The 13541-nt window shown below is 60.2% G+C and carries 11 protein-coding genes; all 11 read right to left on the bottom strand.

All coding sequences use genetic code 11. The features are described 5' to 3' along the window. Nucleotides 1-7: 7 nt before the first annotated feature. The 11 genes from AFE_RS04245 to gyrA all read right to left on the bottom strand — a co-directional run bounded on the left by AFE_RS04245 (nt 8) and on the right by gyrA (nt 13534). Nucleotides 8-313 (bottom strand): integration host factor subunit beta, encoded by a 306-nt coding sequence (locus tag AFE_RS04245; protein ID WP_009567461.1) that lies wholly within the window; start codon nt 311-313, stop codon nt 8-10. Between the two features lie 156 nt (nt 314-469). After that, entirely contained in the window at nt 470-2176 is a 1707-nt protein-coding gene (gene rpsA, locus AFE_RS04240; protein ID WP_012536425.1) for a 30S ribosomal protein S1, read from the bottom strand. Nucleotides 2177-2253: 77 nt separating this feature from the next. Next, nucleotides 2254-2934: a (d)CMP kinase gene (cmk, locus tag AFE_RS04235; protein ID WP_009560813.1), complete on the bottom strand. Its 681-nt coding sequence runs from the start codon at nt 2932-2934 to the stop codon at nt 2254-2256. Continuing rightward, on the bottom strand, nt 2931-4232 hold the full coding sequence (gene aroA, locus AFE_RS04230) for a 3-phosphoshikimate 1-carboxyvinyltransferase (RefSeq protein ID WP_012536424.1): 1302 nt from the start codon (nt 4230-4232) through the stop codon (nt 2931-2933). The genes cmk and aroA overlap by 4 nt, the downstream gene beginning before the upstream one ends. 3 nt (nt 4233-4235) lie before the next feature. Further along, complete coding sequence (locus AFE_RS04225; protein ID WP_012536423.1) at nt 4236-5111, bottom strand: prephenate dehydrogenase; 876 nt, start codon at nt 5109-5111, stop codon at nt 4236-4238. A 1-nt stretch (nt 5112) separates the two neighbouring features. Continuing rightward, the gene (gene aroF / locus AFE_RS04220; RefSeq protein ID WP_012536422.1) at nt 5113-6129 is read right to left on the bottom strand and encodes a 3-deoxy-7-phosphoheptulonate synthase; all 1017 of its coding nucleotides are present in this window, start codon (nt 6127-6129) and stop codon (nt 5113-5115) included. A gap of 4 nt (nt 6130-6133) precedes the next feature. Further along, nucleotides 6134-7231 (bottom strand): histidinol-phosphate transaminase, encoded by a 1098-nt coding sequence (gene hisC / locus AFE_RS04215; RefSeq protein ID WP_009567888.1) that lies wholly within the window; start codon nt 7229-7231, stop codon nt 6134-6136. 1 nt (nt 7232) lies between these two features. Next, nucleotides 7233-8309, bottom strand: coding sequence for a prephenate dehydratase (gene pheA, locus AFE_RS04210; protein WP_012536421.1), 1077 nt, complete (start codon nt 8307-8309; stop codon nt 7233-7235). Next, on the bottom strand, nt 8306-9889 hold the full coding sequence (serA, locus tag AFE_RS04205; RefSeq protein WP_012536420.1) for a phosphoglycerate dehydrogenase: 1584 nt from the start codon (nt 9887-9889) through the stop codon (nt 8306-8308). Before serA ends, pheA begins: the two co-directional genes overlap by 4 nt. A gap of 11 nt (nt 9890-9900) precedes the next feature. Next, entirely contained in the window at nt 9901-10989 is a 1089-nt protein-coding gene (serC, locus tag AFE_RS04200) for a 3-phosphoserine/phosphohydroxythreonine transaminase (RefSeq protein ID WP_012536419.1), read from the bottom strand. A 7-nt stretch (nt 10990-10996) separates the two neighbouring features. Then, nucleotides 10997-13534 carry a DNA gyrase subunit A gene (gyrA, locus tag AFE_RS04195; RefSeq protein ID WP_012536418.1) on the bottom strand — a complete coding sequence of 846 codons (2538 nt, stop codon included), beginning with the start codon at nt 13532-13534 and terminating at the stop codon, nt 10997-10999. Between the last annotated feature and the right edge of the window lie 7 nt (nt 13535-13541).

Raw genomic sequence — 13541 nt, 5'->3', positions numbered from 1 at the left:
CCGTCAATTAAGCCTTGCCACCCGCAACCGCTTCCGGGTAATCAACCTGCTCACGGAGCTCCTTGCCCGGCTTGAAATGCGGAACCCGCTTTTCAGGCACCAGAACCGGCTCTCCCGTTTTCGGATTACGCCCCTGCTTGGCAGGGCGCACATGCATGGAAAAACTTCCGAAACCACGAATTTCAATACGTTCCCCTTCAGCCAGCGCGTCGCTCAGATAATCGAGCATCTGACGGGTAGCCATTTCAATATCACGAACACTCAAGTGCGGATATTGTGCGCTGATGTTTTTGATCAATTCTGATTTAGTCATGGTTTATTAGCTTCTTACAAAGAATGGTGAATTGACAGGACATCATAAAATCAAAAAGGCAAGCGGCAGGTTAACGCTTCAAAAAAGCCTTTCCCTGACGCCACCTCAGTTACCCATATTCCCGATCAGCACATGATCCGGAGAGAAGGCTTGCGCTTAACTTTCTTCTTCCTGCTTACGCTTGAGCTGTTCTTTGATCAGATCGCCCAGACTGGTGGTGCCCGTCGCCGCACTACGCGCATATTGCTGTACCGCCGCTGTTTGATCTTCCTGGGAAACGGCGGCTTCCCGAGCCTTGGTGCTGAGCGTCAGGGTACGGTTCTTGCGGTCCACCATCGCAATGCTGACTTCGATCTTATCCCCGGCTGACAAGGTCACACCACGCGCCAGTTCACGATGGGGCAGGAATCCTTCCACGCCCTCGCCAAGCCGAATCTCAGCACCACGGCTGTCCACCGAAATCACCTCACCTTCCACCAAGGCGCCCTTTTCATTGGCCACCACAAACTGGATGAACGGATCGGTTTCCATCTGCTTGACGCCCAGACTGATACGCTCCCGCTCCGGATCAATGCTGAGAACCACCGCATCCAGAGTATCGCCTTTCTTGAAGTCCCGTACCGCTTCTTCGCCGGTACGGTCCCAGGCGAGATCGGAAAGATGGATCAGGCCGTCGATACCACCATCCAGACCGACGAACACGCCGAAGTCGGTAATACTCTTGATCTGACCGGAGACACGATCGCCCTTCTGGAAGTTCTGTGCGAAGTCGTCCCACGGATTGGGCAGGCACTGTTTGATACCCAGCGAAATGCGGCGGCGCTCTTCGTCGATATCCAGGATCATCACTTCGACTTCCTGGCCGACATGCAGGGCCTTGGCCGGATTGATGTTCTTGTTGGTCCAGTCGATTTCGGAGACATGCACCAAACCTTCGACACCTTCCTCGATCTCGACGAACGCGCCGTAATCCGTAACGTTGGTGACCTTACCGAAAATTCGGGTGGCCTCCGGATAACGGCGGGCGATATCGCGCCAGGGGTCTTCACCCAGCTGCTTCATACCGAGAGAGATACGGCCGCGCTCGCGGTCGAACTTCAGGACCAGAACACGCACTTCACCGCCCACGGTGACCACTTCGCTGGGATGCTTGACCCGGCGCCAGCCCATATCGGTGATATGCAGCAGGCCGTCGATACCACCCAGGTCGATAAACGCGCCGTAATCGGTGAGGTTCTTGACCACGCCCTCGAGGACCGCGCCTTCCTGAATGCTTTCGAGCAGTGCGCCGCGTTCCACGCTCTGTTCCTGCTCGACCACCGCACGGCGGGAGACCACCACGTTGTTGCGCTTGCGGTCCAGCTTGATGATCTTCATCTCGAGGTCTTTGCCTTCGAGATACGCCACATCCCGTACCGGGCGCACGTCGACCAGAGAGCCGGGCAGGAAGGCACGCACACCGTCGATACTGACGGTGAAACCACCTTTCACCTTGCCGGTGAGGAAGCCATGTACCACGGCGTTGTCGTTGAAGGACTTCTCCAGGTCGACCCAGGTCTTGGCTCGGCGGGCTTTTTCACGGGAGAGACGGGTTTCGCCCATACCGTCTTCCACCAACTCCAGACAGACCTCTACGGAGTCCCCGACCTTCACCTCTATTTCGCCTTCCGCATTGCGGAACTGCTCGGCAGGAATCGGCCCTTCAGACTTGAGGCCCACGTCAACGATGACAAAGTCGTTATCGACGCGGGTCACGATGCCGGTGAGCAACTCGCCGGGCTTGAGGCCCTGGGTGCTCTGGCTTTCTTCAAACATCTCGGCAAAACTGGGTTCAACAAGCATTTCAGCGTTAGGGGTGGTCATAAATTTCAGTAGGCCTCATTTACCGGGCACGCCATGGGCGCCCCTTGAATCACTGCTCGATGCCATGAATGGCGGTTTCAATTTTCCTGAAAAGCAGATCGAACCCAGCTTTGCAGGACCCTGTATGTGTCGGAAACGCTTTGTTCGCTGGTATCCAGGATCTTTGCATCGGGCGCGGGCCGGAGCGGTGCCACGCTGCGCTGCTGGTCCCGGGCATCGCGTTCCGCAATTTCCGCCACAACTGTGGCGAGACTAGCACTAATACCCTGTTCCATCAACTGATTCAGACGGCGCTTACCGCGCTCTTCGGCACTGGCGGTAAGAAACACCTTGAGCGGTGCGTCCGGAAAAACCACCGTCCCCATATCCCGGCCATCGGCCACCAGTCCCGGTGCCCGGCGAAAATCCCGCTGCCGTTGCAACAAGGCCGCACGAACCGCAGGAATTGCCGCAATCCGTGAGGTCAGCGCGCTGACTTCAGGGGTGCGGATTTCCGCATCCACAACTTCCCCTCCGAGTAGCACATGGGTTTCGTCGGCGGCGCCGCGAAAACCCAGCGGCAAGGTACGCGCCAGCCCGGACAGGGCTGTTTCGTTATCTGCATCCAGTCCGGCACGTTGCGCCGCCAGCGCCAGCGCGCGGTATATAGCGCCGCTGTCCAGCAGATGCCAACCCAGATCATGGGCCAAGAGACGACCCAGCGTGCCCTTACCGACCCCGCCGGGCCCATCCAGGGTGATGACGGGGACGATATTCATGCGCTTGCCACCTCCAGCAGCAGCCCCGCCTGCTGCGCCAGCGCGGGAAAACTCGGAAAGGACGTCGCCACATTGGCACAGTCCAGGATTTCCATATCCCCCTGCGCCACCAGTGCGGCCATGGCAAAAGCCATCGCAATACGATGATCCCCATGACTGTCCACCCGGCCGCCCAGCAGCGCTGATCCGCTGATAATGGCGCCATCCACACGCTCTTCTACCGTAGCACCCAGCGCGCGCAGCCCTCCAGCCATTACCGCGATGCGGTCGCTTTCCTTGACACGGAGTTCCTCGGCACCGGTAATCACCGTCTGCCCCTTCGCACACGCCGCCGCTATGAACAGCGCGGGGAATTCATCGATAGCCAGAGGTACCAGCCGAGGTGGGATAGCGATACCTTGCAATGGTGCATAGCGAACGCGGATATCAGCGACTGGCTCACCGCCCACTTCACGCAAGGCCGTCAGATCGATCCGGGCGCCCATGCGGGTGAGGATTTCGATGATACCGGTCCGGGTCGGATTGATACCAACTCCTTCCAGGGTGAGATCGGAGCCCGGCGCGATGGTGGCGCCGAGCAGGAAGAACGCGGCCGACGAAATATCGCCCGGCACCTGCAGCGCCTGCCCGCACAACCGGCCACCGCCGCGCAGGCAGGCGCGCGGGCCATGACGCTCCACCGGTTGGCCAAAACCTTGCAGCATCCGCTCGCTGTGATCGCGGGTGGGTGCGGGCTCGGTCACGCAGGTTTGTCCGTCGGCATACAGTCCGGCCAACAACACGGCGGATTTGACCTGGGCGCTCGCCACCGGCAGGGCATAGTCGATGCCGTGCAGGGGCCGCCCATGAATATGTAAAGGTGCCCTGCCATCCTGGGCGGCGATTTCCGCGCCCATGGCACGCAACGGGTTCAGAATGCGGCCCATGGGCCGCTTCTGCAAACTGGCGTCGCCAACCAGGGTGCTGGGGAAAGGCTGTCCGGCCAGCACTCCCGCCAAGAGACGCATGGCGGTACCGGAATTCCCGCAATCCAGAGGAACAACGGGCGCGCGCAGCCCCTGCAGGCCAGCCCCATGAATGCGCAGATGCCCTTTATCGGGGCCTTCCATCTGCACCCCCATGCTGCGAAAAGCGGCGATGGTGGCCAGCACATCGGCGCCCTCCAGCAACCCCTCCACTTCAGTGACACCTTCAGCAAGCGCCCCGAGAATGACCGCACGGTGGGAAATGGATTTGTCTCCCGGGACCGGGAAACGGCCGGCAAGCCGACTGCCTGGACGAACGAGATATCGAGTCATGATTCAGTAGGTTAGCGGAGGAAATTGAAACTGTTGACGGCAGGCGCGGCCCTGCTTCAGAAAGGCTTTCAGGGTGCGTGTGTCGTCCCCTGCGAGCATCTGCCGGACAGTGTCGAGATTTTCCTGCAACGCCTTCAGATGCTGTACGACGGCCGATCGATTCTCCGAGAGGATGGCAGTCCAGAGATCGGGGTCAGAGGCCGCTATCCGGGAAAAATCACGCAGACCGCCGCCGGCGAGATCCCGCAGAGCGGGGACCTGATCCGCCAGGCCCGCCATGTAGGCAAAGGCCAGCAGATGAGGCAGATGGCTGGTCGCGGCAAGAGCCTGGTCATGCGCCTCCGGCGTCATTTGCGAAACGGTCGCACCGAGGCATTGCCAGAAACCGCACACCGCGTCCAGCGCGGCGGGAGCCTGTTCCGGCAGGGGCGTCAGGATGACGCGCGCGCCCTGATAAAGATTTTTCCGCGCTGCCGCAAATCCGGTTTTTTCCCCACCCACCACGGGATGCCCCGGGATAAAGCGATCTCCCAGCAACTGACGGCCCAGTTGCGCCACCGGCGTCTTGATGCTGGCGACATCGCTGACCATCCCCGTAGCAGATATATGGCGTACCAGTTCCGGCAACTGCCGCAGGGCGATTTGCGGAGGGGTGGCGAGCAGCACCAGATCGGCATTTCGCAACGCCGGTTCCGGTTCGCAGGTCAGGCTGATCCGCCAATACTTTGCCGCAGAACGCAGTCGCCGAACCGCTTGCGCATCGACGACCACACCCACCAGCGATCCGGCGAAGCCCCTGCTGCGCAGGGCCTTGGCGATACTGCCGCCCATCAGGCCCAGGCCGACGATGACGATTCGCTGGAAGGGGACGTCCGGCATGCTAGAGTTCGCGGCCAATGGCCTCGGCAATCCTGCGCAGATCGCCCATCAGCGTCGTGAGTTGCTCCGGACTCAGAGCCTGATCGGCATCACACCAGGCTTCTTCGGGGCAGGGATGCGACTCCACCAACAAACCATCTGCACCCGCCGCAATGGCCGCCTTGGATAATTGCGGCACGAGCCAGGCTTTACCACCCGCGTGACTGGGATCGACGATGACCGGCAGGTGGGTCTCTCGCTTGAGAACCGGTATGGCCGTGACGTCGAGGACGTTGCGATAGGCCGTTTCAAAGGTACGGATGCCACGTTCGGCAAAAATAATCCTGTGGTTGCCGTGGGCGGCGATATATTCTGCCGCCATGAGCCATTCCTTTATGGTGGCGCTCAGGCCACGCTTGAGGATGACCGGCACGTCCAGGCGACCGACTTCCTTGAGGAGATCAAAATTCTGCATGTTGCGCGTACCGATCTGGATGATGTCCACTCCTTTTTCCAGAAATAGATCAATCTTGCGGACATCCATCAGTTCGGTAACAATGGGCAGACCGGCGGCATCTGCAGCGGTCCGGAAATAATCCAAGCCCTCGTCACCCACGCCCTGAAAAGTGTAGGGACTGGTACGGGGTTTGAATGCCCCGCCACGCATCAGACGGCACCCCGCCGCCTTGACGGCTTCTGCGGAACTGCGCATCTGCTCGGGCGTTTCAACCGAGCAGGGGCCTGCGATCACCTGAATCTGCCTGCCACCGATGGGGATCCCCCGCACTTCAATGACCGTATCGGTGGATTTGAACTCGCGGCTGACGAGCTTGTAGGGCTTGAGAATGGGCATGACCTGTTCCACGGCGGGCAAGGATTCCAGTGCGCCGTCAGGCAGCAAGCGCTCGTCCCCCAACAGGCCCACCACGGTGCGCTCAGAGCCGGTACTGACCATGGGCTGCAGACCGTACTGGCGGATACGCTCCAACAGATGCTCCATCTGCTCTGCGGTGGCTTGCGGTTTGACGATAACGATCATAGGGTTACAGGACCTCGCCCAGCATTGTAAGAAAACGTTGGTTTTCCACCGGCAGGCCAACACTGACCCGCAGATGATCCGGCATGCCGTAAGGGGTAAGCGGCCGGACGATCACCCCCCGAAGCAGCAGGGCCTCATAGACGCGCTGTCCACCTCCCGGCACGGCGAAGGCGGTAAAGTTGCCTGCAGGCGGCAGAATTGTCAATCCAAGATTGCACAATCCATCGCGGAGGGCCACGATCCCCTGACGGTTGTTGGCCAGGGTGGCCTGCAGATGGGCGCGATCCGTAAGCGCGGCATGCGCCGCCACCTGCGCCAGCGTATTGACGTTGAAGGGCTGACGAACCCGCTCCAGCACCGCCATCAGGTCGGGGTGGCCGATGCCGTAACCGCAACGCAGACCCGCCAGCCCATAGGCCTTGGAAAACGTACGGGTAAGCATCAGGTTACCGAAACGCCGCAGCCACCGTCTGCCATCCGGATAATCCGCCGCGTCCATCAGTTCCAGGTAGGCTTCGTCCAGCACCACCAGCGCATGGGAAGGCACGCTGTCGATAAAGGTCTCCAGGGCGTCCGCCGTAAGATACGTACCCGTGGGATTATTGGGATTGGCGATAAAAACCAGCCGGGTATTGGCGTTGAGCAGACTGGCCATGGCATCCAGGTCATGACCGTAATCCCGCGCCGGGGCGACCCGTACAGTCGCACCACTGGCCTGCGCGGCAATGGCATAGGCGGCAAAGGCATACTGCGAGACAATCACCTCCGTACCCGGCCCGGCAAGGGCACGCACCGCAAGCTCCACCACCTGATCAGAACCGTTGCCGAAAATAAATTGCCCAGGGTCCAGATCGAGCTGACGGGCCAGCAGCGCGCGCAACTCCGGAGCCGACCCTTCGGGGTACTGCGCCAGGGCGGGCAACACCTCGCGGACGGCTGCCAGCGCCAGAGGGCTCGGACCTAACGGATTTTCATTGGAGGCCAGCTTGATGGCGTCACGGATACCCAGTTCCCGTTCCAGTTCCGCCAAGGGTTTGCCCGGCTGATAGGGACGCAGATCGGACACACCCGCCGCCGTATATTCCAGATAGCTATTGCACATTTCAAAATACCGCCCGGGGATAACTGCCGAGACAACGGCAAAAGGATGCCTGTTGCGCGAGAACATCCAGCACCGGAGCGATGGCGGCATCCTGACAATGGCCAAGCAAGTCGAGATAAAAGACGTACTCCCAGATGGCCGAGCGTGCCGGCCGTGACTCGATGCGCGTCAGACTGATGCCCGCGTCGGCCAGCGGTGACAGCAACGCATGCAGACTCCCCGGACGATTGGCGCCGGCTACCACCAGGCTGGTCTTGTCATTCCCCGTAGGTCGCGTATGGATTTTGCCAATGATCAGAAAACGGGTGGTGTTCTCCGGGTTGTCTTCGATCCCCGCGACCAGAATGTCGAGGCCGTACGCTTCCGCGGCGAGGGTCGTGGAAATGGCGCTGCCATCGGCATCTGTCGCAGCCCGTTCCGCGGCAACCGCGTTGCTGGCCACATCCACCAATTCCGCCTGCGGCAAATGGGTCGCGAGCCACTGACGGCACTGGGCCCTGGTCTGATAATGAACGTAGACACGGCGAACGGTGGAGATGGGCACCTTGGCCACCAGATTATGGACGATGCGTAACTGGACCTCGCCGCAGATCTGCAAGGGGTAATCCAGGAGCAGATCCAGACTGAGATTGACGGAACCTTCAGTGCTGTTCTCCACCGGCACCACACCGAACCGGGCCTGGTCACTGTCCACCAGGCGGAAAATCTCGGCGATCCCCGCGGTGGGCTGCAGAACGGCCGCGCGCCCGAAATGCTTCTGCGCCGCGATCTGCGAAAACGTGCCGGCGGGTCCAAGATAGGCCACTTGCAGGGGTTGCTCCAGGGCCAGGCCTGCAGAGATGATCTCCCGGAAAATGATGGCAACCTGTTCACTGGAAAAGGGCCCAGGGTTATCGGCCATGACCCGACGGAGAATCTCCGACTCACGGTCTGGATGGTAAAAATTCACTTCGCCCGCAGCCTGTTTGACGGCACCCACCTGCTGCGCAAGCCGGCCCCGCTCGCCGAGCAGTTGCAGGAACTGCTGATCCACCTGATCGATGGCCTTACGCAGGGCCGCCAGTTCCGGGTTTTTCATAACCGCAACATGCGGGCCGCCAAGACTCCCGGAAGGGAGGCAACCTGCTCCAGCAACACTTCCGTCAGCGGTTGGTCGACGGCAATGAAGGAGAGTGCTGCCCCCGCCGGTTTTTCGCGGCCCAGGTGAAATTGCGCAATATTGATGCCCGCTGCGCCCAGCAACCCACCGATGCGCCCGATCAGACCGGGCTCGTCACGATTCTGGATATAGAGCAGATCCCCCGCCAGAGGCATTTCCACGTCGATACCATCCAGTTGAACCAGACGGGCCTGATGCTCATGAACCAGGGTTCCCACCGCCACCCGCTCACCCTGATCCATGCGCAGCGTCACCGCGATCCGGGCGCGCAGTTCGTCGGCTGATTCGCGTTTGCGGGTTTCGATGCCTATGCCGCGCTCCTTGGCGAGAACCGGGGCGTTGACGGCATTGATGGTTTCCGGCAGGGCACTCTGCAGAATGCCCTTGAGAATGGCGGTGGTGAGGGCCGCCGTATTGAGTTCGGCAACTTCGCCGGCATATTCGATCACCACTTCGCGCAGCCCGGAACCTGCCAGTTGCCCCAGAACCAGTCCGAGCCGCTCTCCGAGATTGAGGTAGGGCTGCAACAGCAGCAATTCCTCCTCTTTGACGGAAGGCAGATTGACCGCATTCTGGACCACGCCGCGCAACAGATAGGCGCTGATCTGCTCGGCCACCTGGATAGCGACATTGACCTGTGCCTCTTCGGTGGAAGCCCCGAGGTGCGGCGTACAGATGAAGTTGTCCAGTTCCAGCAAGGGATTGTCGCCATGCACCGGTTCCTTGCAGAAAACATCCAGAGCCGCAGCGCGCAAGTGCCCGGATTTCAAGGCATCGTACAGGGCTGCCTCATCCACGATGCAGCCACGTGCGGCATTCACCAGAATGGCACCCGGCTTCATTTTGGCGAAGGTCTCGGCACGGAAAAGGTTACGGGTAGCATCCGTCAGCGGCGTATGGACCGTTAAAAAATCGGCGCGGGCCAGCAGCGTATCCATCTCCACCAGTTCCACGCCGAGATCGGCCGCACGGATTTTGGAGAGATAGGGATCGTAGGCGATGACCCGCATCCCCAGACCTTGGGCACGGGCAATCACCAGCGAACCGATATTGCCCGTGCCGATGACGCCCAGGGTCTTCTGGTAGAGTTCGACCCCCTGGAAACGGGATTTTTCCCACTGCCCCGCCTTCAGGCTCATGGTGGCCTGGGGGATCATCCGTGCCGCCGCCATCATCAAGGCGATGGCATGCTCCGCGGTCGTCACCGTGTTGCCATAGGGGGTATTCATGACGATCACGCCGCGTTTGCTGGCCGCATGGATATCGACATTGTCCACGCCAATACCAGCCCGCCCCACCACCTTCAGGCGACTGGCAGCGGCGAGCACGTCGGCATCCACGTTGGTCGCCGAGCGTATCGCCAAACCGTCGTACTGACCGATGATCGCGCAAAGTGCCTCTTTGCCCAGACCGGTTTTCACCTCCACGGCGATACCACGTTCGTGAAATATTTCTACCGCACGTGCTGACATTTTATCGGCGATCAAAACGGCTGGCATGGTGGCGCTCCTCAACCGTGCTGGCGGGCGAAGTCCCGCAGGTAGTCCGCCAGGATCTGTACGCCAGCCTCCGGCATCGCGTTGTAAATGGAGGCGCGCATGCCGCCCACCGAGCGGTGTCCCTTGAGCTGGATCAAGCCATGACTCCTGGCGCCCTTGAGAAAGGCTTCATCCATGGCCGCATCCGCCAGCGTAAAAGGCACATTCATGCGTGAGCGATTGCGGGTTTCCACCGGGTTGGCATAAAACCCACGGGATTCATCGATGGCGTCATAGAGCAACCGGGCCTTTCGTGCGTTGATCTCCGCCATCCTTTCAAGGCCGCCGAGCTGTTTGAGCCACTTGAAAACCAGACCGGCGACATAGATGGCGAAGGTCGGCGGCGTATTATGCATGGATTCCTCTTTGGCATAGACGGCGTAATCCAGCATGGTGGCGGTGTTTGCCGGTGCGTGGCCGAGGAGGTCATCACGGACGATGACCAGGGTCAGTCCAGCGGGGCCGATATTTTTCTGCGCGCCAGCATATATCAGACCGAAACGGCTGACATCCGTGGGCTTGGAAAGAATATGGGAAGAGGCATCGCTGACCAGCGGAATATCGCCCAGATCCGGAATGAAGTCGAACTCCACGCCGCCGATGGTTTCATTCCCGGTGATGTGCACATACGCAGTGTCCGGGCTGACCTGCCAGTCCGCCTGCATGGGCACGTAGCTGGCGTGACGATCCTCGTTGCTGGCGGCAATCTCCACCGCAGTAAAGCGCCGAGCTTCCGCAATCGCTTTCTTGGACCAGATTCCCGTCTGTACATAGCTGGCCTTGCCATGACCGCGCATCAGATTAAGTGGAACCATGGCAAATTGCAGCGTCGCTCCGCCCTGCAAAAACAGAATCTTGTAATTGGCCGGAATGTCCAGGAGATCACGAAGATCCTGCTCAGCCTCGGCGGCGATCTTCATGAATTCAGGACCACGATGGCTCATTTCCATGACCGACATGCCGCTGCCATGCCAATCCAGGAGCTCTGCCTGAACCTGTTCCAGAACCACGTGGGGCAAAACCGCGGGACCAGCGCTGAAATTGAAAATAGTTTGATTCATGGTGCATTTACTGGGGCAGATCGGTCTGCTCCCCCTCCTCTTCGTCCGTATCGGCAATCAATGCCAGTCCCGCGAGTTGTTCACCCTCGCCCAGATTAATCAAACGCACCCCCTGCGCATTCCGGCCGGTGCGGCGGATGCTGTTCACCGCGATGCGGATCAGGGTGCCGTGGTCGGAGACCAGCATCAATTCATCCCGCTCCGTTACCGCCAGCGCGCCGACCACATCGCCATTACGCTCGTTGGTCTGGATGGCAATGACGCCCTTCCCGCCCCGGTTGGTGCGGCGGTATTCGTCCACTTTCGTCAATTTACCGTACCCATTGGCCGTAGTGGTAAGGATCACCTGACTGGAGTCCACCCACTGTGCCGAAATCACCCGATCATTCTCTTCCAGACTGATGCCGCGCACGCCCCGGGCATTGCGACCCATGGCCCGAACCTTCGCCTCGGGGAAGCGCACCGCCATGCCGTGCCGGGTAAAGAGCATGAACTCGCGCTGCCCGTCAGAGAGGCCAACGGCGACCAGACGATCACCGGGATCCAGGTTGATGGCATTGATCCCCTGACTACGCGGCCGGGAATACTCCATGACCGGTGTCTTTTTGACGACGCCCAGGGAGGTAACCATGCAGACAAACTGGCCCTCGGTAAAGTCACGCACCGGCAGCACGGCGGTGATGCGCTCCGTGGGCGCCAGCGACAGCATGTTGACGATGGGCTTGCCCTTGGCGCCACGACCTGCCTGCGGCAACTGATACACTTTTTGCCAGAAGACTTTACCGAGATTGCTGAAGAACAAACAATAGGCATGGGTCGAAGCGCAGAACATGCGTTCGACAAAGTCCTCTTCTTTGGTGGTGGTGGCCATCTTGCCCTTGCCACCCCGTCTCTGGGCATTGAAGACCGTCACCGGCTGCGCCTTGATATAACCGGCGTGGGTGAAGGTCACCACCATTTCCTCTTCGGTAATCAGATCTTCCGTCGAAATATCACCGGTATCCGCCACGATCTCGCTGCGCCGGGCATCCCCGTATTGATCGCGGATAGCCACCAGCTCTTCGCGGATGACCTCCATGAGCCGAGTCTTCGAGCCGAGAATCTCCAGCAACTCGCGGATACGATCCAGCAAGGCCAGATATTCATCGCGGATTTTGTCCTGCTCCAGCCCCGTCAGACGGTGCAAACGCAAATCGAGAATGGCCTGGGCCTGCAATTCGGACAGATGATATCCGTCCGCGTGCATCCCCTCCGAGGGCTCTCCACGTTCGACCAGCAGCGCCGCGACCATGCCCGGCTCCCAGGACTTCGCCAGCATCTGCGCCTTGGCTTCCGCCGGGCTGGCCGCCGCCCGGATCAGGCTGATGAGCGGGTCCAGATTGACCAGCGCCACCGCCAGGCCTTCCAGGATATGGGCGCGATCGCGCGCCTTCTTCAGCTCGAAGACGGTGCGCCGGGTGACCACCTCGCGGCGATGCTGGATGAAGGCCTGCAGCAGATCGCGCAGACCGAGGGTCCGCGGTGCCCCGTCCAGCAGCGCCACCATATTGATATTGAACACGCTCTGCATGACCGTGTGCTGGTAAAGATTATTCAACACCACATCGGCATTGGCATCCCGTTTGAGTTCAATGGCGATACGCATACCCGACTTGTCGGACTCATCGCGCAGGTCACTGATGCCTTCCAGACGCTTTTCCTTGACCATCTCGGCGATGCGCTCGATGAGCTTGGCCTTATTCACCTGATAGGGCAGTTCGGTGACGATGATGCTCTGCCGGTTGGATTTTTTGTCCGTCTCGAACTCACAGCGCGCGCGCATGACCACGCGGCCCCGCCCGGTGCGGTAGGCTTCGATACTGCCGGCACGGCCATGAATGAAACCTGCCGTCGGGAAATCCGGCGCCGGGACCAAGGTAAACAGGTCTTCATCCGGAGTCTCGGGATCATCCACCAGCGCCAGACAGGCACTGATCACTTCCGTCAGATTGTGGGGCGGGATATTGGTGGCCATACCGACCGCGATGCCCGCCGAGCCATTGATCAGCAGATTGGGGATACGCGCTGGCATGACCAGCGGTTCCATCTCCTTTTCATCGTAGTTGGGGCCGAAATCAACGGTCTCCTTTTCCAGATCCGCCAGCATCTCGTGGGCAATGCGGGACATACGCACTTCGGTGTAGCGCATGGCGGCGGGGCTGTCGCCATCCACCGAACCAAAGTTACCCTGCCCGTCGATGAGCGGGTAGCGCATGGAAAAGTCCTGCGCCATCCGCACCATCGTGTCATAGACAGCGGTATCGCCGTGGGGATGGTATTTACCGATGACATCGCCGACGACACGCGCCGACTTCTTGTAGGGTTTGTTCCAATCGTTGCTCATCTCGTGCATGGCGAAGAGCACACGACGATGCACTGGCTTGAGGCCGTCGCGGGCGTCCGGCAGGGCACGACCGACGATCACGCTCATGGCGTAATCGAGGTAGGACTGGCGCATCTCCTTTTCGAGACTGACAGGAATGGTTTCTTTGGCGAATTCGATCATGTGGAGA

The sequence above is a fragment of the Acidithiobacillus ferrooxidans ATCC 23270 genome, assembly GCF_000021485.1.
In the GTDB taxonomy this organism is placed as follows: domain Bacteria; phylum Pseudomonadota; class Gammaproteobacteria; order Acidithiobacillales; family Acidithiobacillaceae; genus Acidithiobacillus; species Acidithiobacillus ferrooxidans.
The sequence above is the reverse complement of the archived record's forward strand: the minus strand, read 5'-3'. Positions and strand labels throughout refer to the sequence as shown.